This is a genomic window from Pseudalkalibacillus hwajinpoensis (genome assembly GCF_039851965.1).
GTDB lineage: Bacteria > Bacillota > Bacilli > Bacillales > Guptibacillaceae > Guptibacillus > Guptibacillus hwajinpoensis_E.
Window position 1 is genome coordinate 1620797 of the sequence record NZ_CP156674.1, and the last position, 18479, is coordinate 1639275.

The window sequence follows — 18479 nt, forward strand, 5'->3', positions numbered from 1 at the left end:
AATTCTTAATTATTGAATAAAAACAATTGTGTTTTCACTAAAAAAAGTAAGCATAAACGCTTAAAACACCAACCGAAAACATCACTACCACAATGAGATTCGCACCAAGATACGCCACTAGAAAAGCAGCCACTGCTCCAATCACACCAAACATGATGTCATCGCTGATCGTAAGAATGCCGGGGAAGATCAGTGCACCTAAAATGGCAAATGGAACGTTCTTTAACACATTTTGAACGATGGAAGGAATGTTTTCCGATTTAAAAAACACAAGTGGAATCATTCTTGGAATGTATGTGACAACAGCACAACCTAAAATAATCAGGAGCATTGTACTATTCATGATGTCTCCTCCCTATAACCCACTCAACAAGAATTGAAGAGAGAAGGGTTGCAAGAACAATTGACCAACCTGTTGATAAGCTCGCCGCTGCGAAAACACTATTTAGTAAGGCAGCGATTCCTGCTAAAACCAGCACCTTACGACTTTTTTTAGCGGAGGGAATTAGCAGCCCAACAAACATCGCATACAACGCCACGCTCATCCCTTGCTGAATAACACCTGGAAGTGAAGCACCTGCTACATATCCAGCTCCAGTAAAAATGACCCAACTTGAGTATGAAATGACACATAACCCATACATATAACCTGTTGTAAGCGAGCCAGCTTTTGTAGCTGCTACTGTAAAAGTTTCATCTGTTATACCAAAAGCATACAGCGCTTTTTTCCACGGTAGATCATCGATTACTTTTTCATTTATAGAGGCACTCATTAATAAATGGCGAATATTGACGATAAAAATCGTAAAAATAATTTCAAATGCCCCCGTTCCAATAGCGAGCAGGCTAAGAGTAATATACTGTGCCGCCCCTGCAAAAACGAGTAGACTCATTAAAACCGACTCATATAGAGTGAGACCTGTTGTTCTTGCCAGTAATCCGAATGTCAGAGCAACAGGCATATACCCAATGGCTATACTAACCCCAGCCTTAAGCCCCTGCGTAAATCCAGAGTCGCCTTTCATCACACCAGTCATCGCTTGCATAAAAACCCTCCCATTGTAACAACCTGTAAAATATATTAAACTAATTGTATGTTATATTTTACATATCTTCAACTAGAGAATAGGAGAATCCTATGGAAAATCATTCGTTGACCAGGCAAATTGGTGAGAAGCTCAAAAAGCTCCGTCTTGAAAATAAATTAAGTCTTGACCAACTTTCCGCTCGGTGCTCTGTTAGTAAGCCTATGCTTGCCCAAATCGAGAAAGGTGCATCAAATCCTACTGTCAACACTTTATGGAAAATTGCAAATGGTCTCGGCGTTTCATTTACAGCGTTCCTTGATGAGGAACAGCCTATTATTAAAAAAGTGAATCGAAATAACATTGAGCCACTCATTGAAGAAACAGGAAAAATGAAAGTCGTTCCCCTTTTTCCAATGGAGCCTGGAAAATCATTCGAAGCGTTCTACATTACACTTGATCCTGGATGTGAGTATCACTCTAACCCACATCCAGATGGTGTAGAAGAATATTTGTTTGTGGAGGAAGGAACGATACGTCTTGATCTTGATACCTACTCTTACACAATAACAGAAGGGGAAAGTTTAAGATTCACAGCCAATTACCCACACTGCTATCGAAATCCCTCTGGTGGCTTATGCAAAGCCATGATGATTATTCACTATCCTTCTTCCATCAGATAGGATAACTAGAAAAACGCTCCCGTAATGGTGAGCGTTTTTGTTTAGAATGATTTTCCGATAATTTCTTCATTCCTTATCTTCTGAATAGACAGGTCAATTGCTTCCGTCCATAATTCTCCAAACCCAGGGTGTGGAACATAAGGATAGGTGAAATCTTCATCTCTGGCTGCCATTTCTAGGGCAAGGGTAGCTTTTTCAATCAGTTCGACTGCTCCAGCTCCCATAACATGAAAACCCAGGAGTAGATGGCTTTCTTGATCTCGGATGACTTTCACTACCCCCTCTGTCATGCGATTTAATGCTGCGTATCCATTCGCACGCATTGGAAGACTCTTCGTACTAACCTCGTATCCCGCCTCTACCGCTTCTCTTTCCGTCAAGCCTACAGAAGAAATTGGAGTTTGAGTATGAACAACTGTAGGAATGAAATCCAGTGAAAAAGCAGCTGCTACACCGCAACAATGATCTGCAGCCGTTTTCCCCTGCTGGATCGCTTTCGCTGCAAGTGGTGCTCCCAACGTTATATCGCCACACGCATAAATTCCGGAGATAGATGTTTCACACGTTTCTTTTATTTCGATGTGATTATCCTCTGTAAGCGTAATATCGGCCTGTTTCAGCCCGAGTGATTGAACATTGCTGTTACGACCTGATGAAAAGCCTATAGTATCAGCACTCAAATGAACGGGCTCTCCCGAAGCGATGACCGCAACGCTCAACAACTCACCGTCTTCATTCACTTTAATATCCTTCGCACCAGCTATTACTCGGATTTCCTGCTTTTTAAACTGACGCTTTAGCTCCCGTCCAATTGATTCATCCAGTTCTCCCATCAGGGTCCGCTCTTCCGTTATCAGAGTAACGTCAGCTCCGAGTGCTTGAAAACTGCTAGCTGCTTCAGTCGAATAAGTATCAGCCCCAAAGATTATCAGCTTGCGTGGAATCCTAGGTAGATTATAAAGCCCTTCTATGGGTATCACTTTATCAGTAACTTCCTTTAAAAAAATCGGAATACGAGGGGTACTTCCCGTAGCAAGGATTACGTTCTGAAATGTCCAGACTTCGAATTTTTCACCTTGCTCAACACCGAGACGCTTTTTTGATAGAAAAGAGGCACTTCCTGTTACCAGTTCAATCCCCTGCGATTTAAACTTTCCATGTAGCCCCTTTTTCAACGATTCGATAACAGCTGTTTTTTCACTTTGCCAGTCTGTCATGGAGAACGTTCGCTCCATCCTGACACCCGGTGCTGTCTCCCACATTTTCCTTGCTGATATTGCCAGAAGCTTGGATGGAATACATCCACTGTGGAGACAAGCACCACCCGCTTTTGAGCGATCGACAAGTGTGACATCTCTGCCATACTCTGCTGCTCGAATGGCTGCTTCATACCCTGCTGGCCCTGCCCCAATAACAACGAGATCCTTTTCGTGAATGATTTCTCCAACTACCATTACGTAAGCTCCGTTAAAAGCAGGGAAGGATGTGCAATCAATTCAATTACTCGGTTCGTAAAACGCATCGATGTGCCTCCATCAGCAATTCGATGATCAAACGTCATGGACACATTCATGATGGAGCGGATCATAATCTCTTCCTTAATGACAACTGGCATTCTTTTTGTTTTGTGAAACGCCATTAATCCTACTTCAGGATAATTGATGATCGGCGTCGCACCAGTACTTCCAAGCGGACCCGTGTTACTAATCGTAAACGTCCCACCAGAAAGCTGTTCTGACCGAAGCCCATTTTGTGATGCCTCTTCATTCAGTTGCTTCATTTTTGTATGTATGTCTCGGATGGAAAGTTTGTCACAGTGATGAATGACAGGCACGATGAGCCCCTCTTTCGTATCGACCGCAATTCCAATATTAATATGTGGCTTCATATAAATAAGCCCGGCTTCTTCATTCAATTCAGAGTTGAAAATGGGAAAGTCCTTAAGCGCTGTACACACTGCCTTAATGTAAAAAGCCACAATTGAAAGTGAGACGCCTTTTTCTTTCAGCTCTTGCTTCATCTCCAGTATATTTGTCACATCCGCTTCATCAAAATGGGTGACATGGGGAATCGTGAGCATTGATTTAGACATTTTTGCTGAAATTTGTTTTCGACGATTTGTAAACGAGATAGATTGTGTTGCCCCTTCTATGACGGCTGGGGCTGGCTCGTCCTCTCTATTGTTCTCGAGATACTTCATCACATCTTCATCTATTACCCGCCCGGCAGGACCACTTCCTGTTATCTTTTCAATATCCACACCGAGCTCCCGCGCAATTTTCCTTGTAAAAGGCGCAGCTAAAATCCGCTTCATAGGTTTTGCTTTCTCTTTCTCTTTCATCTCCTGAATAGGAGAGATCGTCACCAACACACCACCTACTTCTACCATCTCTCCAGGTGAAACATGTATATTGTCAATTTTCCCTGCAACGGGAGAAGGAATTTCAGCCGTTACTTTATCAGTCTGAACTTCAATAAGAGGCTGATCGACTGTAACCAGATCCCCCGCGCCAACAAGGAGCTGAACAACTTCACCTTCTGCCATTCCTTCCCCAATGTCGTGTAACTTCACTTCCAAATTCTCTCACCTCCGTTTTAAAAACGAGCTGTTTCCTCAATCGCTCGAAATACCTTTCTGTCATCCGGGAGATAATCATCTTCAAGTGTAAAAAGCGGTACAGGCGTATCGTAGCCCGTTACTTTCTTAATGGGCGCCTTCATGTAAAGGAAAGATGTATCGTTGATAATCGTGATTACGTCACTGCCCACACCCCCAGAAGAAGGGGCTTCATGAACAATGACCGCTCTTCCTGTTTTCTGTACAGATTCAGCAATCATTTCTTTATCAAGCGGATAAAGCGTCCTAAGATCAATCACGTCGCATTCAATTCCCTTCTCACTAGCCATTTCAGCTGCTTTTTCAGCGACCTTCACCATCGCACCCCAGGCAAAAACCGAAATGTCTCCGCCTTCACAACGCCTGAACGCTTTTCCAAGCGGAATCGAGTAGCTTCCTGTTGGGACATCCCCTTTCCCTGAACGATACATTTTCATAGGTTCAAGAAAAAGGACAGGATCAGGATCTCTCATACTACTAATAAGAAGACCCTTTGCATCATGAGGATTTGAAGGAACGACTACCTTCAGACCAGGAATATGAGTAAACAGTGCTTCAGTACTATCACTGTGAATTTCCGGGGCTCTAACACCTGCACCATAGGGAACGCGGATCGTTAGTGGAACAGTATAACGACTTTGTGTTCTCGTCCTAATTCGCGTTGCATGCGTAATTAGCTGATTAAAGCCAGGATAAATAAACCCCAGAAACTGAATTTCAACAACCGGCTTAAAGCCATTCATTGCAAGACCGATTGAAGTTCCGATTAAACCAGATTCAGCAAGCGGCGTATCAATCACACGGTCATCTCCAAAAATATCAAATAGACCATCTGTTGCTCGAAAAACGCCCCCGTTTCTTCCTACATCCTCACCAAGGACGATAACAGCTTCATCTTCTTCAAGCATTACTTTAAGTGCTTCTGTGATTGCCTGGACCATCGTCATCTTTTTCAAGTTCACCGCAATGCTCATGCTTTCTCACTCCTCTCATGAAAAAAGCGATGCCTTTGCTCCTGAATAGGCCAAATTTCTGTTCCAAACACATGATCGAACATAATTGCTTCATCCGATTTCACTGTTTTTTCCATCTCGGTTACAGCTTCATTTAACCTTTCTTTCGCCTTCTCTTTAATATGTTGTGCCCACTCTTCGTCCCATTCATTTTCTATTCTTAGAAACCGCTCCAATCTCAAAATCGGATCCTCTGTTTCTCTTCTCTGATCACTTTCTGACTGATCCCGATATTTCGATGGCTCATCAGTCGTCGTATGTGCTCCATATCGCCAAGTTACCGCTTCAATAAGCGTTGGTCCTGTACCTCTTCTCGCTCTCTCCACTGCCTTCATTGTTTCAGCATAAACAGCAAAGACATCGTTCCCATCTACTCGAACTCCTGGCATATCATAGGCAAGAGACTTTTGTGCAATTGTTTTTGAATTCATCTGCCGCTCAAGTGGCACGCTGATGGCATAACCATTATTTTGATTAAAAAACACGACAGGTATTTGAAAAACACTCGCAAAATTTAAACCTTCGTGAAAGTCCCCTTCAGACGTCGCCCCATCACCAAAGTAAACGAGCGAAACTCGATCGCTCCCCTTCTTTTTCTCAGCCCATGCCGCTCCTGCAGCATGAAGAATCTGCGATGCAATTGGTACGGAAGGCGGAAATATATGCTTTCCAGGTGGCGGAACACACCCTTCAATACACCCTTTCCAGTAAAGGAAGATACTCTCTAAAGAATGGCCGAAGGCGGCAGTTGCCGCGTGATCACGATAGGTTGGAAACATCCAATCACCATCTTCAAGGGCCAGAGCACTTCCGATCTGTGATGCCTCCTGACCTTCAAAAGGCGCATAAGTGCCAATTCTCCCCTGTCGCTGAAGATTTATTGCCTTTTGATCGAACATGCGGGAAAACATCATTTGTTCATAGAACCGTTTTGCATTCTCCATTGTGACATGTGAATTGGCCTCGATTTGTCTCCCATCTCCATCAACAAGTTGCCTCATCGGAAATTGCTCTATTAGATCCATTCAAGTTCACCCTCTGCACTAAAATTTAGGAGTGCACAGTCCATTTACCAGGTTTCTTATGAGCATAGAAACTGTTCCTCCGCTTCCTGCTTTCGATACGCTGCTCACAGAAAAAATTGGCTGCTTTAATCGTGGATAATGAGTGGGCTTCCGCCTGTTCAAAAATCGTGAGTAGCGTATCATAGATCGCTTTTGTTTTCTGAAGAACCCTCATCGGATTTGGGGAATATAACTCATCTGACACCTGAATTAACCCACCGCTATTCACAATATAATCAGGTGCGAAAAGAATGCCTCGCTCGTTAAGTTGGTCACCATGAGCGTTTGTTAGAAGCTGATTGTTCGCTGAACCAACAACCGCCTTGACCTTTAGCTTATGGATTGTGTGGTCGTTAATGCCACCTCCAAGCGCACATGGTACAAACACATCAGCATCCGAGTCATAAATGTCATCTCCAGAAGCCACCTTCACACCGCGTTTCAATTCAATCGCTCGCTGAATTAAACGATCAACCGCATGCGGATTAATATCTGAAACAATGAGATCTGCCCCTTTTTCCAAAAGCATCTCCGCTACTTTAAAACCTACTTTACCAAGTCCTTGAATCGCATACGTCCTACCACCAAATTCCTCAGAACCGAAAACCGTCTTGTTTGTCGCCTGAATCCCATACAATACGCCATTCGCTGTCGGGATTGATGAATCGCCACTCCCGCCATATTCTTCGGGTACCCCAACAATACAATTACTCTCTCGTAAAGAATGTACGAAATTATCTGGTGTTGTTCCCATATCGGTACCTGTGTAAAATCTCCCATTCAATGATTCTACAAATTGTCCAAACGCTCGAAAAAGCTCAGGGGTACTGTCTTTCAGTGGATCCCCGATAATCACTGCTTTCCCCCCACCAAAATCCACATCTGCTGCTGCACATTTATAGGTCATCCCTTTTGACAGTCGTAAAACATCTTCAATAGCGTCATCAACCGTTTCATATGGTCGCATTCTACATCCGCCAAGCGCAGGGCCAAGTGTTGTATTATGTATGGCGATAATTGCCTTCAGCCCTGTATCCGCATCATTGCAAAAAAGTACCTGTTCATGCTCTACAATCCGATCAAACACGATTCTCCCCCCTTTATGAAATCGCTTACATTTTTATGTTCTTTAATTTATCCTCAATAACATTCTTAGGAAGAATAAACTGAACCACCTGACCGGTCCCGATTAGAGTTGTACCCCTTCGAACTTCTACGCTGCTGATAACAGATTTACGCGTCAGACTAATGATGGTGGCAATCACCTCTATCGACTGCCCTGCGCTAGCAGAACCAAGGTGTTTCATCTCTATTCCACCACCAATTCCTTCCTCTCCATCCTCTAAATAAGGAAGGATCAACTGTCTTGATGCCCATTCCATATGGTAAACCATTGAAACAGTTGAATAAGCGGGATGGATAATTTCACCTTCAAATTGTGCATACATCTCAGTCGTTATTTCTGCATTGATAACCGCCTGTTGACCAATTGAAATTCCGTCTTTCATCGGTTTTAACCCCCACCCATTACACTAAAATATATGACGTTTATTTAACGATATAATAACATTACGTATAATAAATCGTCAATTAATTGTCAAAAAATTACGAAAGAACCAATCTGCTTGATTGGTTCTTTCCCTTTAGCCCAAGATCGCTCGATCATTCGTCATCTTGGAACCTTTAATTCGTTGGAATTCATGCAGTAAAGCTTCAATTGTTAGGTTTTGTTTATCTTCTCCATCGACTTCAAGAATGATTTTTCCACTATCCATCATGATTAAACGATTCCCGAGATCGAGGGCCTGTTGCATATTATGGGTTACCATCAGCGTCGTCAATTGAGTGCGCTCCACTATTTCTCCAGTTAACTTCGTAATAAGGGCAGCTCTTGCAGGATCAAGTGCAGCCGTATGCTCATCTAAGAGCAGCATTTTGGGATCTGTAAACGTCGCCATTAAAAGGGAAAGCGCCTGCCGTTCTCCACCTGAAAGCAACCCGACCTTTGCAGAGAGCCGATCTTCTAGACCTAGATGAAGCGTCTCTAGCGCTTCCTGAAATGTCGTTTTGAGCTTTTTCGTTACGCCCTTCATTAATGTCCGCCTGCGATTTCTGTTGTAGGCAAGAGCAAGGTTTTCCTGAATCGTCATAGAAGGCGCTGTTCCGGCCATCGGGTCCTGGAAGACTCGGCCGATTAATCGCGAACGCTTATACTCCGGTAAATTCGTAATCTTCTTTTCATCAATAAACACATCCCCAACATCCGGGGTTAGCACGCCTGATATCATATTCATCAGTGTAGATTTCCCAGCGCCGTTACTTCCAATAACCGTTACAAAATCACCTGACTCCAGTGTTAAGTTAATATCTTCTAAAGCGATTTTCTCATCAAGCGTCCCTTCGTTAAATACTTTGTGAATCTGATTTAGTTGAAGCATAATCTTCGCCCCCATTCTTCTTTTTTTTCAAATTCATTTCTTGCTGGAGACGCTTTCTCTTCTTACGACTACGTTCTTTCTGTCCGTCAATTAATTGAGGTAGTACAAGAGCCGCAATAACAATAACAGCTGTAATTAGCTTCATATCACCTGTTTCAAGAAAATCAACACGAAGTGCGAGACTTACAACGATACGATATACAATTGCTCCACCGACAACAGCAAATGTTGTAATGGCAATAGTCCTTGTTCCAAAAATCGCTTCTCCTATAATGACGGAAGCAAGGCCAATGATAATCATTCCGATTCCCATCCCAACATCCGCAAATGAGCTATACTGAGCAATTAGCGCACCTGCAAGCGCAACGAGCGCATTGGATAGACCAAGCCCAAGAATCGTTAACTGATCCGTGTTTGCTGAAAAGCTGCGAATCATCCGTTTGTTGTCTCCTGTAGCCCTTAGCGCGAGCCCAATCTGCGTCCTCAAAAATAAGTCGGTGATTATTTTAATAAGTGCTGTTACAAATAGCATGATAATTAAAACAGACCACGTTGACGTGAGGTTATCAAGACCGATTGCTGATGCAACATTTCCAAGAAGTGCATCAAGGCCGATCCCTTCAAACACACTTTCTATATGTGTAAAAACCGACTCTTCATTTAAGAGCGGTACGTTCGATCTTCCCATAATCCTTAAGTTAATTGAATAAAGTGCAATCATCATCAAAATTCCAGCAAGTAACGGATTGATTTTTCCTTTCGTATGCAGAAGGCCCGTCATGCACCCGGCCAGAAAACCCGCTCCAATCGCCAAAAGTGTTGCAAAAAATGGGTTTGTACCATTTACAATAAGAATGGCAGCAATTGCTGCACCTGTAACGAAACTACCATCAACCGTTAAATCCGGAAAATCGAGAATACGAAATGACAAATACACACCAAGTGCCATAATCGCATAGATAATGCCAGATTCTACTGCACCAAACATCGCTGAGCCCATACCTACTTTTCCTCCTCTTCCTTAAACATTGAAACTTTCAACCTACTTCCTAAAAAAGGTTCGAAAAAGAAGATGCCCTCTTTTTCGAACCTTTTCGCTTACTCTGTATATTCCCCCAATTCTTCCCATTCCGGCTTGACTTCGATGCCCATTTCTTCTGCTGCTTTTTTATTCATTTTCAGTTTCAAATTCTGTGGATACTGAACAGGGATATCAGCAGCTGTTGCTTCACCGTTCAAAATGTCTGCTGCCATTTGACCCGCTTCATACCCAATATCTTTATAATCAAAGCCATATGCTGCAAAAGCGCCCCGACTAACCGAGTCAAATTCTCCTGCAAACATCGGTATATCCTGATCATTTGCTACGCTTATAACAGATTCGAGTGCTGATACCACCGTATTATCTGTAACAATGTAAATCACATCGGCTTTTCCAACGAGGGCTTCCGCAGCCTGTTTCACTTCTGCAGATGTTGACACGCTTTTCTCAACAGCTTCAAGGTCGGTACCTTCCATTGCTGCTTTTACAATATCCACCTGTGCTACTGAATTTTGCTCGCCTGCATTGTAAATCAACCCTACTGTTTTTGCGTCAAATTCATTAGCAATAAACTCAATTGTTTTAGGAATAGCATCTGGATGAGTATCCGTTGTTCCTGTAATATTCTCCCCAGGTGTATCAAAATCTTCAACAAGCTTTGCACCAACTGGATCCGTAACTGAAGTGAAAATGATCGGAATATCTGAAGTTGCATTTAATGCAGACTGTGCACTCGGTGTTGAGTTGGCAAAGATTAAATCCACTTCGTCTCCAACTAAATTCTGTGCAATTGTATTGCTGTTGTTCATATCATTTTGTGCGTTCTGAACGTCATAGTTCACGTTCTCACCTTCTGTAAATCCATTTTCCTCAAGCGCCATTTTAAATCCTTCAAAAGCAGCGTCTAGAGAAGGATGTTCAACAATCTGTGTGACACCAATGGTATATGATTCTTTTTCCTCGCCACCATCCCCACCAGCATCCGAGCTTGACGTGTTATTTGAGCCACAACCCGTAAGAGCCATTACGCTAACAAGAGATATTCCCATCCACTTTTTCCAGGATTTCAAACGCAAGTCCTCCCCCAAATAAGTTATCGAAACTTATTATATTTTATTTGTTTATAAACTGAGAACGCTAAAACCAGTATATTGTATCGTTATGGTACACCGGGTTATCTAGCTTGTCAACGAGAAGTCAAATAATTATAACTATTTTATATTTTCTAATATAATATTGCGGTAAACTATCTCCATTTCATTCATGTGAATTTCTTACACGTGGCGGCTTGCGTCTCCAGTATACGAAAAGCATCAACTATCATCTCTTCAAATAGTTCGACTACAGTTGGAGTAGTAGTCAGTAAACCACTGATTTGTCCACCATTAAGAAACCCTTCGTCAAGACGTCCCTCAATCGCACCAACACTATGTCTGTCTTCACCTGTCAGCCTCTCGAATTCTTCAGGATTCATTTCATTCGCTTCTGCTTCCTGCAATCGATCTGCGTAACTCGTTTTCAAAATTCGTCGCACCTTGCCTGCACGTCTTCCCACGATTACCGTATCTGTATCATTCGCATTCAGTATCCGTTCCATATAATGCTTGTGATACGGGGATTCTTTTGTTGCAATCAGTCTTGTTCCCAATTGAACTCCATCCGCTCCAAGCGCAAGTGCAGCAGCTAGTCCACGCCCGTCTCCTATCCCTCCTGCAGCGATCACTGGGATAGATACGTTTGTCGCTAGCTGTGGAATCAGAGTCATGGTTGTTATTTCAAGGTGGGAGTTGATGCCTGCTGCCTCAAATCCTTCCCCTACGACTAGATCTGCTCCAGCCTTCTCAGCCTTAACTGCATGTTTCACACTCGCCGTTACACAAATCACGATAATCCCTTTCTCTTTCAAATAAGGGATGTATGGGGCTGGATTTCCCGCAGAAAGTGAAACAACTGGAATTTCATGCGTAATTGCAAGCTCACCTATTTCTTTTAAATGACCTGTGACCGTGATAGGAATGTTAAGCGCAAACGGCTTTGATGTACGTTCCTTCATATCCAAAATCAGACCCTCCACTTTATCTGGATCCAAGGTTCCTGTTCCAAGCGTACCAAGTCCTCCCGCTTCAGAAACCGCAGAGGCTAAAATCGGGCTCGAAATATTTCCCATTCCCCCTTGAATTATTGGGTATCGAATCGAGAGCAACTCACATACACGACTCATGTTTTTCTCCTTTCTAAATATAACGATTATCATACGTTGTTTATTTTTAGTGTTATACTTATAAATACATTCAAAGAAGAACCTTCAAATTCCTGCAAAGGATCAAAGAAAGGAGATTAGCTTTAATATGTTATTTTCGTATAATGGTAAAAAGCCCGCTATTTATGAAGATGTATTTATAGCGCCTGGAGCTAAAATCATTGGTGATGTGACAATTGGAAAGGAGTCGAGCGTGTGGTTTAATGCTGTTCTCCGAGGAGACGAAGCACCTATCCGTATCGGGAAAGGATGCAATATTCAGGACAACTGCACCTGCCATCTTTTTGAAGGATTTCCACTTGTATTGGAAGACGAAGTATCCGTTGGTCACAACGCCATTCTGCATGGTTGCACCATCAGGAGGGGTGCGTTAATTGGGATGGGATCTATCGTCCTTGATGGGGCAGAAATTGGAGAAGGATCACTCATTGGAGCTAATACCCTCATCCCATCAGGCAAGAAAATTCCACCGAATTCCATGGTGCTCGGGTCACCAGGCAAAGTAATCAGGGGGCTTTCGGCCAGAGACAAGGAATTAATTGCCCTAACAATTGAAACATATAAGACAAAGGGAAAAGAATTTAAAGAGCAGCACATTACAAGCAAAATATAAGACAAAAGAAGGAACGGTGCACCGTTCCTTCTTTTTAAATACGATCTATAAGCAGCGGATGTTGCAGCGCATCGTAGCCGTTGTCCTTGTTTAACTCGTTACCTTCTTTGAAAACTTTTTCAAAAAACTGTGAAGCAGGATGTGCAAGCGTTTTGTAATAATCGCTAAATAACATCGCTGCATGTTCTCCAGGCCATTCATGCGGAAGAAGCTCTGGTGGAAGTCCGGGATCTACGAATAAAAACTTCCGGTATTCATGAACCAGTCTGGCTCGTTCAACAAAGCATTCGCCGTCACTCATTTTACCTTTTTCAATCTTACTTCGGTCCACGACATAACGTTCACTGTAAGTTTTAATAAACTCACGATACTTCTCACTGATATCATTTAAGTCCCAGCATTCTTCCACAAGTGCTCTGCTCTCATGAGGTCCTTTATAGTCAGCAACAAAGAAATGAACATGTTCACTAATGTCATACTTCTCGATCAGCAGCTCTACCTGTTCTTCAAGGTGGTTCGGGGACATCCATAGACTAGCTGATGAGCTTCCGAACCCACTCCAAACAAGCTCTTTACGAAGCTCGTCTCGAATGTGCCGTTTTTCTTCTGGAATCGTATAAAGCAGCATCCGCCACCTGCCATCCCATTCGGAAGGCTGTAGCTTAAAAATCCTCTTTGCCGCTTCATCCATCCGCTTCACACCACGCTCTGTCAGATAGTAAAAGCTTTTATTACCTTCTTTTCTTGACTGGACCCAGCCCTGCTTGTTCATTCTAGAGATGGCTGCTCGAACAGATTGATCATTGTGTCCAAATTCTTTCAAGAGCCGAATAAGACTTCCAATCCAAATTTCATTACCATAATGTCTAATGTATTCTCCATATAAAGTGAAGATCATTGATCGCGTGTTTAAGCTTTCATTCATCATCATACCTCCGCTCGTTTATAAACGCATACCGTTACATACACGCAGCTCAAATATGATGTTATACTACCAAGAGCCTATCTGCAACTCTTACTCTCCTTTAAATTCAGGCTTGCGCTTCTCAGCGAATGCATTCAGCGCTTCCAGGCGATCTTTTGTAGGAATGGTTACTTCATATGCCTTTGATTCAATAGCCATACCGGTATGACGATCTACATTCATACCTTCTCTCACAGCAAATTTCGCCTGCTGTACGGCAACTGGCGCATTGCGGCATATTTCAAAAGCAAGATTCTCACAGGTTGGCAGTAAGGCGTCACGTTTTATAACCCCGTTTAAAATCCCATATTCATGCGCTTCTTCTGATGATAGTTTACGAGCTGTTAACACTAGTTCCATTGCTTTCGCAGTGCCAATTAGTCGTGGAAGGCGTTGCGTGCCACCTGCACCAGGAATAATGCCCAGACTCGTTTCTGTTAGCCCCATTTTGGTTCCTTCTACGGAATAACGAAAGTCACATGCAAGCGCAAGCTCAAAACCACCGCCGAACGCATAACCATTCAGCGCTGCAATTGTCGGCTGTGGAAGAGATTCAACGGATGAAAAAACTTCGCGAATTTTCTTTACGTTTCGACGTACTTCACTGTCGGTTAATGTCCTTCTTTCCTTCAAGTCAGCGCCAGCGCTGAAAGCCTTTTCACCTGCGCCCATAAAAATAACTGCCCTTATCTCTCGATCTATATAAATCTCATCCACGATTCCCTGTAGTACAGAGAGTGTTTCATAGTTAAAACAATTTAGTACGTCAGGACGATTAAGTGTAACGTATCCGACCTGATTCTTCACTTCGTATGTAACAACTGCCATTTTGAATAGCCTCCTCTATGATTGTATGCACATGAAAGAGCCGAGAAGGTGATCGGCGTTCAATCATCTTCAACGGCTGCTTTCTCCATCATCATCTATTCTGGATTATCCCCCAAGTTCCTGCTTTTTTCTATTTCTTGAACTTAACTGCCATGAAAAATCGGTTTTCTCTTTTCGGTAAACGCCTTAATGCCTTCTATATGGTCATTTGTTTGCCCCGCTTCACGTTGGGCTACAGCTTCTGACTCAAGTACCTCATCAAGACTGCTTTCAAAGCTTTTTATGAGGGTTTGTTTGATAAGAGCCGCTGCTTTAGGCGGAAGTCCAGCAAGGCGATTCGCAAATTCAACGATTCCCTGCTCCCATTGTTCATCAGAAAAGATTTCCGTGACAAGACCAAGTTCTTTCGCGTCCGGCGCACTTACTTTTTCCCCCAGCATAGCAAGCTCCAGCGCCTTTGCATGACCGATCAGACGGGGTAAGAAGTACGTGCTTCCGGAATCAGGCACAAGCCCTACGTGAACAAATGCCTCAATAAAACTGGCACTCTCATGCGCGAGACGAAAATCACAGGCAAGAGCAAGGCTCATCCCTGCCCCTGCGGCAACGCCATTAATAGCTGCTACGACCGGCTTACTCGAGGATACAATCTGCTTCACCATTGGGTTGTAGGCAGTCCGGAGCATTTCTCCATGATCCAATCCCTCTTCTACTCCATTTAAATCCTGCCCTGAACAAAAAGCTCTTCCATTTCCCGTTATGACGATACAACGCACATCCTGATCATCCGTCGCCTTTTTCACAGCTTCCTTTACTTCTTCGTTCATCCTGAATGTAAACGCATTCAATTTATCCGGTCGATTTAAACGAATCCAGCTGACTCGCTCCTTCACCTCATATTCAATCGTCTCAAACATCTCTTTTGCCCCGCCTTCTAATTCTTTGTATCTGCCGTTTTGCCGACTTCTTCTCCAATCATAAGCGTCACCAGGTCGCCAGCAAAGCTCATTAAATCTTTCCCTGATGCTTTTCCTTCCTGTGATTTCATTCCAGCCTTCATTGACTCATGATCTTCATAATACATTTCACACATTAAGTAATATTCGCTTTTCCCCATTGGAGAGCCTACGATTTTGGTGACATCCATTTTCTTTAATCCAGGAATTTTTGATGTGATTGGCGCGTGCGTATTAAAATAATGCTCATCAAACTTCTGCTCGTTCTCCGGCTGTTTGTACAAGGCGATCACTTTAACCATCATTCATCAACCTTTCTGAGGTTTAGTTAAATAGATACAGGCTTCATCGCTTCAAATGGATTTTTGCAGGCCTTGCAATACAGGATACTTCTACATGCCGCTGGACCGAAAAGATTTTCCATCGTAGTATAAACGGATCCGCAATATGGGCATGGTATGCGCCACTCACTCCCCTCATGATCTTCAGGCGGTGCGATTCCAAACTTCTTCAACTCACGCCTCCCTTTTTCTGAGACTCGATCCGTTGTCCAGATAGGGTGCCGGATAAACGTAACAGTGGCCGAACTCACCCCTGGAATACCTTCCACAACCATCGTCAAATTCCTCTTGATGATATCTAAAGCAGGACAACCGGAGAATGTTGGCATCGCATCAATTTCCACATGACCATCCAGCGTCCTCACATCATAAACCATTCCAAGGTCAACAACACTGATTGATGGAATCTCTGGATCTTTTACTGTTTCAAGGGCCTGCATAACCTTCTCTTTAAGGATCACTGATATCTCTCCCCTACCACTCAGCAGCTGGAATAGACTGATAGACTTCTGAAAGAGTCGCTAATGCAGCAGTTAAGTGTTCCGTGTGAACACCATTTCTTCCATTACCCTGTTTCATTTTAAATTCCAACTGAACCTGTTTGAGTATGTTTCTAAAACGCTCTTTGAGGATATCTTCACTCTCCATTAGGGCCAGCCTCACCATAGCATCCCCCACATCACCATATGAAAAGACCCCACCTAAGTCTCCAAGTACTATTCTCACAGCTGACTCCATCCGTTCCCGAGCTTCAGGCGTACTGTTCATCAACTGTCTGAACCAAGTTTCCCAGTGCATCAAGTGATAGCTCATTTCAATCGAAATTTTTTGGGCAAGATGCTGTAAAGGGGTGTATGATTCTTTCTTAATCGAATCAAGTCGAACCTTTTTGGCTAGAGTGTATAAATAATTTCGTACGACGGTAAATGCCCAATCATAGTATGGATTCTCAAGAAATGTGCCCGTTCCATTCGGTAGTTCAAGAAGAATCGCATTTCGAAACTTTTCCGGAGGTCTCTGATGCGTGAGTTCATCTGCCATTCCTTCGCCTAATTCTTCTAATAGAGAATAATAAAGGGAAGCATGCCCCATTAAATCCTGGCTGATCGAAGAGAAAGCCACATCTTCTTCAATATGAGGAGCGAGCCCGAGCCACTCTGATCCACGATACGCTAGAATAAAATCATCGTCTGCTAGCTGATAAAGTAACTCTATTAAACAACTGCGATATTCAACAGATTCCATCAGGCATCACCACCCCCTATGATATCTTTTTCCGTTAACTGCTCCTGCTCGTACTGTCTCCACTTTTTCTTTAAATAACCGTATCCCTTTGTTTCACGGTAGTCTTTGTTAAGATGCTTCACAGCCTCACGTTCTTCCTGCGTCATACGCTTAATATCGTCGCGTTTTACTACCCAGATGTCAGCAGCCTGTTCTCTCCTGAAGAAATTTTCCTTCGCCATAATAAAAGCGAGTTCCCTGTTCGGAGCAAGGAGACTGAACTGGTGTTGAAGTGAGGAAGCATCTGTCTTTTTACTAAACACTTCAAATACTTGATAGAATCCATTATCTGTTTCACTCATGGCTTACCACCTCACTATATTGGCTGTGCACGTTTTCCTAAAGCATCTCTGACCCAGCTATTCATTTCATATGATCGTACTCGCAGCGCCAACCGTTCTTTTGATTTAGGCCCATGACCAGTAACAATTTGCTTAAATTCCTTCCAATCGGGTTGAGCGTATTCCCATTCAGCATCTTCATTTAACCTGAGTGACGGATCAGGTACGGTTAATCCTAACGCCCAAATTCGAGGGACATATTTTGTTAAAAACTCTTGACGCAGCTGTTCATTTGTTTTCGTTCTAAGTTTGTATCGCATGTTTTTATCCTGATTCGTATGACCTGTTTCAGCTTTTGAAGGTGGACCAAAGAACATTAAGAGTGAAGGCCACCACCTATTAATTGAACCCTGCAATAACGCTCTTTGCTCCTCAGTCCCTTCAGCAAGAGCCATAATGATGCTCTCACCGTGCTGGGCGTGAAATACCTCTTCTGCACAAATTCGTTTCAATGCACGGCCATAAGGCCCATACGAGGTCCCAAGCATCATTGTCTGAGAAATAATGGCTGCCCCATCAACAAGCCATGCGATGATTCCAGCATCTCCCCATGTTGGTGCCTCCATATGAAATACATTATGAAACTTGAGCTTTCCAGAAAATAAGTCTTCCATCAAATCATCCCGGTTCTTACCCAGTGGTTCCATTAAATCCTCAGCGACCCGAAGCAGAAGCTGACCATGCCCCATCTCATCCTGGACCTTTGCCATGATAGCAAGCTTTCGATACAGGGTCGGCGCTTTAGGAACCCACTCCTTCTCCGGGAGAGCACCCATGATCTCACTTATGCCATGCATTGAAATCAAGCGAATTAATGCATCACGATAGTCTTCAGGCATCCAATCATCCACCTCAATTTTATCGCCCCGATCAATTCGTTCCATGAATTGTTTCATTTTTTGTTCTGAATCCACATCCATTAAACACACCTCCTATATAACGTATATTTAACGTCATTATATTTTATTGTTATATAAATATCAAATATTTCTGACTATTTTATTCCGATA

22 protein-coding genes are annotated in these 18479 nt (G+C 43.1%); 2 read left to right on the forward strand and 20 right to left on the reverse strand.

The window, feature by feature from the left end:
- Nucleotides 1–37: 37 nt before the first annotated feature.
- Together ABFG93_RS08320 and ABFG93_RS08325 are read right to left on the reverse strand one after the other, a co-directional pair.
- Complete coding sequence (locus ABFG93_RS08320) at nucleotides 38–343, reverse strand: AzlD domain-containing protein (protein WP_347552253.1); 306 nt, start codon at nucleotides 341–343, stop codon at nucleotides 38–40.
- Nucleotides 336–1037, reverse strand: coding sequence for an AzlC family ABC transporter permease (locus ABFG93_RS08325; protein WP_347552787.1), 702 nt, complete (start codon nucleotides 1035–1037; stop codon nucleotides 336–338). The genes ABFG93_RS08320 and ABFG93_RS08325 overlap by 8 nt, the downstream gene beginning before the upstream one ends.
- Before the next feature lie 101 nt (nucleotides 1038–1138).
- Between ABFG93_RS08325 and ABFG93_RS08330 the strand changes: the two genes are divergently transcribed.
- The gene (locus ABFG93_RS08330) at nucleotides 1139–1708 is read left to right on the forward strand and encodes a helix-turn-helix domain-containing protein (protein WP_347552255.1); all 570 of its coding nucleotides are present in this window, start codon (nucleotides 1139–1141) and stop codon (nucleotides 1706–1708) included.
- 41 nt (nucleotides 1709–1749) lie between these two features.
- Here ABFG93_RS08330 and ABFG93_RS08335 read toward each other — a convergent pair whose 3' ends face one another.
- From ABFG93_RS08335 to ABFG93_RS08380, 10 genes are all read right to left on the reverse strand, one after another.
- Nucleotides 1750–3162: a dihydrolipoyl dehydrogenase family protein gene (locus ABFG93_RS08335; RefSeq protein ID WP_347552257.1), complete on the reverse strand. Its 1413-nt coding sequence runs from the start codon at nucleotides 3160–3162 to the stop codon at nucleotides 1750–1752.
- Nucleotides 3162–4280 (reverse strand): dihydrolipoamide acetyltransferase family protein, encoded by a 1119-nt coding sequence (locus ABFG93_RS08340; protein ID WP_347552788.1) that lies wholly within the window; start codon nucleotides 4278–4280, stop codon nucleotides 3162–3164. Before ABFG93_RS08340 ends, ABFG93_RS08335 begins: the two co-directional genes overlap by 1 nt.
- Before the next feature lie 23 nt (nucleotides 4281–4303).
- Entirely contained in the window at nucleotides 4304–5299 is a 996-nt protein-coding gene (locus ABFG93_RS08345) for an alpha-ketoacid dehydrogenase subunit beta (protein ID WP_347552259.1), read from the reverse strand.
- Nucleotides 5296–6363: a pyruvate dehydrogenase (acetyl-transferring) E1 component subunit alpha gene (gene pdhA, locus ABFG93_RS08350; RefSeq protein WP_347552261.1), complete on the reverse strand. Its 1068-nt coding sequence runs from the start codon at nucleotides 6361–6363 to the stop codon at nucleotides 5296–5298. The genes ABFG93_RS08345 and pdhA overlap by 4 nt, the downstream gene beginning before the upstream one ends.
- A gap of 25 nt (nucleotides 6364–6388) precedes the next feature.
- The gene (locus tag ABFG93_RS08355; protein ID WP_347552263.1) at nucleotides 6389–7489 is read right to left on the reverse strand and encodes a Glu/Leu/Phe/Val dehydrogenase dimerization domain-containing protein; all 1101 of its coding nucleotides are present in this window, start codon (nucleotides 7487–7489) and stop codon (nucleotides 6389–6391) included.
- 25 nt (nucleotides 7490–7514) lie between these two features.
- Nucleotides 7515–7910, reverse strand: a complete 396-nt coding sequence (locus tag ABFG93_RS08360; protein ID WP_347552265.1) for a thioesterase family protein — start codon at nucleotides 7908–7910, stop codon at nucleotides 7515–7517.
- A 135-nt stretch (nucleotides 7911–8045) separates the two neighbouring features.
- Nucleotides 8046–8840 (reverse strand): ABC transporter ATP-binding protein, encoded by a 795-nt coding sequence (locus ABFG93_RS08365; RefSeq protein ID WP_347552267.1) that lies wholly within the window; start codon nucleotides 8838–8840, stop codon nucleotides 8046–8048.
- Nucleotides 8806–9840, reverse strand: coding sequence for an ABC transporter permease (locus tag ABFG93_RS08370; protein ID WP_347552269.1), 1035 nt, complete (start codon nucleotides 9838–9840; stop codon nucleotides 8806–8808). The genes ABFG93_RS08365 and ABFG93_RS08370 overlap by 35 nt, the downstream gene beginning before the upstream one ends.
- A 98-nt stretch (nucleotides 9841–9938) precedes the next feature.
- Nucleotides 9939–10931 carry an ABC transporter substrate-binding protein gene (locus ABFG93_RS08375; protein WP_347552789.1) on the reverse strand — a complete coding sequence of 331 codons (993 nt, stop codon included), beginning with the start codon at nucleotides 10929–10931 and terminating at the stop codon, nucleotides 9939–9941.
- A gap of 212 nt (nucleotides 10932–11143) precedes the next feature.
- On the reverse strand, nucleotides 11144–12103 hold the full coding sequence (locus tag ABFG93_RS08380; RefSeq protein WP_347552271.1) for an NAD(P)H-dependent flavin oxidoreductase: 960 nt from the start codon (nucleotides 12101–12103) through the stop codon (nucleotides 11144–11146).
- 127 nt (nucleotides 12104–12230) lie between these two features.
- Here ABFG93_RS08380 and ABFG93_RS08385 point away from each other — a divergent pair, with 127 nt between their 5' ends.
- Nucleotides 12231–12755 carry a gamma carbonic anhydrase family protein gene (locus ABFG93_RS08385; protein ID WP_347552273.1) on the forward strand — a complete coding sequence of 175 codons (525 nt, stop codon included), beginning with the start codon at nucleotides 12231–12233 and terminating at the stop codon, nucleotides 12753–12755.
- Nucleotides 12756–12789: 34 nt separating this feature from the next.
- Here the strand turns inward: ABFG93_RS08385 and paaX are convergent, their stop codons facing one another.
- The 8 genes from paaX to paaA form a co-directional block, all read right to left on the reverse strand.
- On the reverse strand, nucleotides 12790–13680 hold the full coding sequence (gene paaX, locus ABFG93_RS08390) for a phenylacetic acid degradation operon negative regulatory protein PaaX (RefSeq protein ID WP_347552790.1): 891 nt from the start codon (nucleotides 13678–13680) through the stop codon (nucleotides 12790–12792).
- A 90-nt stretch (nucleotides 13681–13770) separates the two neighbouring features.
- Nucleotides 13771–14547 carry an enoyl-CoA hydratase-related protein gene (locus ABFG93_RS08395; RefSeq protein ID WP_347552275.1) on the reverse strand — a complete coding sequence of 259 codons (777 nt, stop codon included), beginning with the start codon at nucleotides 14545–14547 and terminating at the stop codon, nucleotides 13771–13773.
- Between the two features lie 143 nt (nucleotides 14548–14690).
- Complete coding sequence (locus ABFG93_RS08400; protein WP_347552277.1) at nucleotides 14691–15464, reverse strand: enoyl-CoA hydratase-related protein; 774 nt, start codon at nucleotides 15462–15464, stop codon at nucleotides 14691–14693.
- 17 nt (nucleotides 15465–15481) lie between these two features.
- Nucleotides 15482–15805 carry an EthD family reductase gene (locus tag ABFG93_RS08405; protein ID WP_347552791.1) on the reverse strand — a complete coding sequence of 108 codons (324 nt, stop codon included), beginning with the start codon at nucleotides 15803–15805 and terminating at the stop codon, nucleotides 15482–15484.
- 26 nt (nucleotides 15806–15831) lie between these two features.
- The gene (gene paaD, locus ABFG93_RS08410; protein WP_431522064.1) at nucleotides 15832–16305 is read right to left on the reverse strand and encodes a 1,2-phenylacetyl-CoA epoxidase subunit PaaD; all 474 of its coding nucleotides are present in this window, start codon (nucleotides 16303–16305) and stop codon (nucleotides 15832–15834) included.
- 13 nt (nucleotides 16306–16318) lie between these two features.
- Entirely contained in the window at nucleotides 16319–17089 is a 771-nt protein-coding gene (gene paaC, locus ABFG93_RS08415) for a 1,2-phenylacetyl-CoA epoxidase subunit PaaC (RefSeq protein WP_347552279.1), read from the reverse strand.
- Nucleotides 17089–17430 (reverse strand): 1,2-phenylacetyl-CoA epoxidase subunit PaaB, encoded by a 342-nt coding sequence (gene paaB / locus ABFG93_RS08420; protein WP_347552281.1) that lies wholly within the window; start codon nucleotides 17428–17430, stop codon nucleotides 17089–17091. The genes paaC and paaB overlap by 1 nt, the downstream gene beginning before the upstream one ends.
- Nucleotides 17431–17444: 14 nt before the next feature.
- Nucleotides 17445–18389 carry a 1,2-phenylacetyl-CoA epoxidase subunit PaaA gene (gene paaA / locus ABFG93_RS08425; RefSeq protein ID WP_347552283.1) on the reverse strand — a complete coding sequence of 315 codons (945 nt, stop codon included), beginning with the start codon at nucleotides 18387–18389 and terminating at the stop codon, nucleotides 17445–17447.
- Nucleotides 18390–18479: the final 90 nt, after the last annotated feature.

Coding starts and splice junctions, on each gene's coding strand:
- ABFG93_RS08320 (WP_347552253.1), bottom strand. CDS start 343: ATGAATAGTACAATGCTCCTGATTATTTTAGGTTGTGCTGTTGTCACA.
- ABFG93_RS08325 (WP_347552787.1), bottom strand. CDS start 1,037: ATGACTGGTGTGATGAAAGGCGACTCTGGATTTACGCAGGGGCTTAAG.
- ABFG93_RS08330 (WP_347552255.1), top strand. CDS start 1,139: ATGGAAAATCATTCGTTGACCAGGCAAATTGGTGAGAAGCTCAAAAAG.
- ABFG93_RS08335 (WP_347552257.1), bottom strand. CDS start 3,162: ATGGTAGTTGGAGAAATCATTCACGAAAAGGATCTCGTTGTTATTGGG.
- ABFG93_RS08345 (WP_347552259.1), bottom strand. CDS start 5,299: ATGAGCATTGCGGTGAACTTGAAAAAGATGACGATGGTCCAGGCAATC.
- pdhA (WP_347552261.1), bottom strand. CDS start 6,363: ATGGATCTAATAGAGCAATTTCCGATGAGGCAACTTGTTGATGGAGAT.
- ABFG93_RS08360 (WP_347552265.1), bottom strand. CDS start 7,910: ATGAAAGACGGAATTTCAATTGGTCAACAGGCGGTTATCAATGCAGAA.
- ABFG93_RS08365 (WP_347552267.1), bottom strand. CDS start 8,840: ATGCTTCAACTAAATCAGATTCACAAAGTATTTAACGAAGGGACGCTT.
- ABFG93_RS08370 (WP_347552269.1), bottom strand. CDS start 9,840: ATGGGCTCAGCGATGTTTGGTGCAGTAGAATCTGGCATTATCTATGCG.
- ABFG93_RS08375 (WP_347552789.1), bottom strand. CDS start 10,931: ATGGGAATATCTCTTGTTAGCGTAATGGCTCTTACGGGTTGTGGCTCA.
- ABFG93_RS08380 (WP_347552271.1), bottom strand. CDS start 12,103: ATGAGTCGTGTATGTGAGTTGCTCTCGATTCGATACCCAATAATTCAA.
- ABFG93_RS08385 (WP_347552273.1), top strand. CDS start 12,231: ATGTTATTTTCGTATAATGGTAAAAAGCCCGCTATTTATGAAGATGTA.
- paaX (WP_347552790.1), bottom strand. CDS start 13,680: ATGAATGAAAGCTTAAACACGCGATCAATGATCTTCACTTTATATGGA.
- ABFG93_RS08395 (WP_347552275.1), bottom strand. CDS start 14,547: ATGGCAGTTGTTACATACGAAGTGAAGAATCAGGTCGGATACGTTACA.
- ABFG93_RS08400 (WP_347552277.1), bottom strand. CDS start 15,464: ATGTTTGAGACGATTGAATATGAGGTGAAGGAGCGAGTCAGCTGGATT.
- ABFG93_RS08405 (WP_347552791.1), bottom strand. CDS start 15,805: ATGGTTAAAGTGATCGCCTTGTACAAACAGCCGGAGAACGAGCAGAAG.
- paaC (WP_347552279.1), bottom strand. CDS start 17,089: ATGGAATCTGTTGAATATCGCAGTTGTTTAATAGAGTTACTTTATCAG.
- paaB (WP_347552281.1), bottom strand. CDS start 17,430: ATGAGTGAAACAGATAATGGATTCTATCAAGTATTTGAAGTGTTTAGT.
- paaA (WP_347552283.1), bottom strand. CDS start 18,389: ATGGATGTGGATTCAGAACAAAAAATGAAACAATTCATGGAACGAATT.